General features: G+C 71.3%; 4 protein-coding genes. All 4 read right to left on the bottom strand.

Annotated elements, in window-relative coordinates:
* Positions 1-111 precede the first annotated feature (111 nt).
* Positions 112-681 carry a hypothetical protein gene (locus C1J00_RS41645; protein WP_245936720.1) on the bottom strand — a complete coding sequence of 190 codons (570 nt, stop codon included), beginning with the start codon at positions 679-681 and terminating at the stop codon, positions 112-114.
* A 73-nt stretch (positions 682-754) separates the two neighbouring features.
* On the bottom strand, positions 755-1,372 hold the full coding sequence (locus C1J00_RS41640; RefSeq protein ID WP_102914010.1) for a hypothetical protein: 618 nt from the start codon (positions 1,370-1,372) through the stop codon (positions 755-757).
* Between the two features lie 91 nt (positions 1,373-1,463).
* Positions 1,464-1,850: a hypothetical protein gene (locus tag C1J00_RS41635; protein WP_102914009.1), complete on the bottom strand. Its 387-nt coding sequence runs from the start codon at positions 1,848-1,850 to the stop codon at positions 1,464-1,466.
* Positions 1,851-1,937: 87 nt separating this feature from the next.
* Positions 1,938-2,396, bottom strand: coding sequence for a hypothetical protein (locus C1J00_RS41630; protein WP_102914008.1), 459 nt, complete (start codon positions 2,394-2,396; stop codon positions 1,938-1,940).
* Positions 2,397-2,755: the final 359 nt, after the last annotated feature.

Below are 2,755 nucleotides of genomic sequence, written 5' to 3'. Positions count from 1 at the left end.
CCCTAGAGTTCGTCGGCAGCGTCAGATGTGTATAAGAGCCAGGTTCCCGCCGGCCACTGGGTGGCCCGCCGGGACCGGTGCTGTTCCGGTCCCGGCGGCCGCCCTGGCGGGCTACTTCTGGTAGGCGGGGATCAGTTCGCGCACCTTCTCCTCGCCGATGCATCCGCCCTCGTGGCGGTAGGCGGACGGCGGGTTGCCGTTGCGGCCGCGGTGGTGGCTCCAGTACCGGACGCCGGACCAGTCGCACAGCTCGCACCGGAGGTACCAGGGGTTGTCCGACCCCGGGAAACCGTGGAGCACGGCCCGCCAGTGGTGCTCGGTCAGCCCGGCGAACGCGACGTGGGCGCCCGCGATGTTGCGCGGGCTGGCGGGCATCCGGGGGTGCAGCAGGGGCACCGGGCCGTCCAGCGGCTTCGGGGCCTCGGCACGGATCTGCTCCAGCGCGACGGCGCTGACGCGACCGGCGGCGTACTCCTCGGCGAGGTACGCGGCCGCCATGTCGATGCCCTTGGTGCCGGTCGGCGGGCGGCGGAGGTTGTGCTCGCCCTCGGTGGTGACGACCAGCCAGTCACGGTGCCAGCGGTAGGCCTGACCGATGACCCGGTCCTCGCCGATGATCACGGGGTAGCGGCACTCGATGTCCGGCTCGCCGATGCGGGTCTTCAGGGTGGTGGCGCTCATGGACGTGCTCCTGGTTCGTGGAAGGGGCCCGGCGGGGCGGTCGCGCTCTCCGCCGGGCGGCCTGCGGATCGGGTCAGACCTGCGGGGTGGGCAGGGACGCGTGCCAGCAGACGGGGACGCCGAGGACCATGCAGCCGTGGCGCATGTGGGCGGCGTGTTCGAGGTGCTCAAGGCACAGGTCGACGGTCCAGAAGTCCCGGGGCCCGGCGGGCAGGGAGATGTACGTGCAGGCCTCGGGGTCGTCCTGGGCGGCCTGGGCGGCCTCCACGGTGGGGTAGACCTGTCCGTCGGTGCTGCCGTCCTCGATGCGGAAGGCGACGATGCCGCCCTCACCCTCGGGCAGACCGGCTGTGAGCTTCTCGATCTCGTCGTACATGAGCATGGCCGCCTGGTCTTCCGGCTCGGCGAGCATCAGCACGCACTGGGCGTAGAAGAGATCGCCGGTGGCGGTGAGCAGCCGGGTGTAGAGGTCGGTGCGCTCCACGCCGGTCAGACGGCGGATGCCGCGCCGGGTAAGGAAGTCGTCGGCGGTCTCGACGACGTCGCCCGCGTACGGGAAGGGCCCGTGTTCGTCGCTCAGCTGGCCGTTCTCCCACAGCTGGAGGGAGTAGGCCTCCCGGCTGGCGTCGTAGACCGGGTGGAGCTTGGTCGGGGCGCCGTCGCGCTTGCCGAGGTCGAAGGTGAGGTCCATGGCTGGGTCTCCGTGTTGAGGTGGTCGGTGTGGTGGGGCCCGGCGGGCGGACAGGGATTCCCGTCCCGTCCGCCCGCCGGGGCGTCGGTGCTCAGCTGGAGCTGTCGCCGAATCCGGCGCCGGTGAAGGCGAGTTCGTCGGCGTAGAACACGTCCGTCAGCTCCTCGAACGCCATCTGCTCGGCGAACTCGCGCATGGCGAGCGCGGCGGCGTGGCCGTGGCTGACGGCCTGGTAGGTGCGGAACTTCAGCGGCGACTGCGAGTCGTCGCACGCGGCGGTGAGGTCCTCGCGCTGCACGTACCGCTCGACCTCACTGTCGGCGGCGCGCTGCACCTCGACGACGTAGCGCTTCAGCTCCTCGCCGGTCTTCCAGACGGGCCAGTCGTAGACCTCCTCGTCGTCGACGATGACGAAGTAGGTCCCGGGCTCCTTGGTGAGGTTCACGCGCTGCTCGGCGCGGTCCATCTCGGCGTTCATGGCCGTTCCTTGGGTTGAGGTGGTTCGGTGGTGGGTGCCGGGGGCGGACAGGGATTCCCGTCCCATCCGCCCCCTGGCGATGCCGGGTCAGCCCCGGCGGGCGGCGACCGCGAAGGCGCGGAACTCGGTGCCGTTCTCGGCCGTCAGGACGTCGCCCCGGACGATGTCGTCGATGTGCAGGGCGATCTCGCCGGTGCGGAAGCCGTGCCTCTGGAGCTGAGGCCACAGGAGGTTGGCGACGTCCCGCAGCTCGACCGTGTCGTCGCCCTCGCCGACGGTGATCCACTCCCCGCCCTTGCGGCGCATCTGGGCGACGTAGACCGGCGCCTTGGACCAGTCCGGACCCTCGTCCATGTAGTCGACGACGGCCCGACGCGCGGCGTGCGCGCCCCCGCCCGTGTGCTCGTCGACGTCGGCGAGGTGCATCAGGTCGGCGATCATGTCGCTGATCGCCGAGTTCGGGTAGGCGCCCCGGTAGAGCTCCCAGGCGAGGCGGACGCGGTCGGCGCGGTCCGGGGTGGTGGGGTCGTTCTCGGCGAAGTTCATGCCGTGCCCTTCGTTGAGGTTCTTCGGTGTGGTCGTCGTCCGGGGATTCCCGCCCCCTTTCGACGTATCTAATACTCTCACGTTTCTAGTGCTGGGTCAAACCCAAAAGCCCAGGTCAGGGCCGATTTTCGGCGAGATCGGGAGCGGTTTCCGGCCCGCGGGCGGGCGCTCGGCCACGACGATGCGGGCACGGCTGAACAGCTCGGCGGCCGCCACCACAGCGCGGCAGCAGCCGCTCCCCCTCAGCCCCTCCCGGGCGGCCGGTCTGCTCACGCTCGCGCGCCCCGCGACGGCGGCAGTACGGCGAGTGGCCCAACTCCGGCCCGTCGCACGGGATGCCGAGCCCCGCCGGGCACCCC

It is taken from the genome of Streptomyces cahuitamycinicus, assembly GCF_002891435.1.
Taxonomy (GTDB): domain Bacteria; phylum Actinomycetota; class Actinomycetes; order Streptomycetales; family Streptomycetaceae; genus Streptomyces; species Streptomyces cahuitamycinicus.
This window is presented reverse-complemented; position numbering and strand designations above follow the sequence as displayed.

Coding starts and splice junctions, on each gene's coding strand:
- C1J00_RS41645 (WP_245936720.1), bottom strand. CDS start 681: ATGAGCGCCACCACCCTGAAGACCCGCATCGGCGAGCCGGACATCGAG.
- C1J00_RS41640 (WP_102914010.1), bottom strand. CDS start 1,372: ATGGACCTCACCTTCGACCTCGGCAAGCGCGACGGCGCCCCGACCAAG.
- C1J00_RS41635 (WP_102914009.1), bottom strand. CDS start 1,850: ATGAACGCCGAGATGGACCGCGCCGAGCAGCGCGTGAACCTCACCAAG.
- C1J00_RS41630 (WP_102914008.1), bottom strand. CDS start 2,396: ATGAACTTCGCCGAGAACGACCCCACCACCCCGGACCGCGCCGACCGC.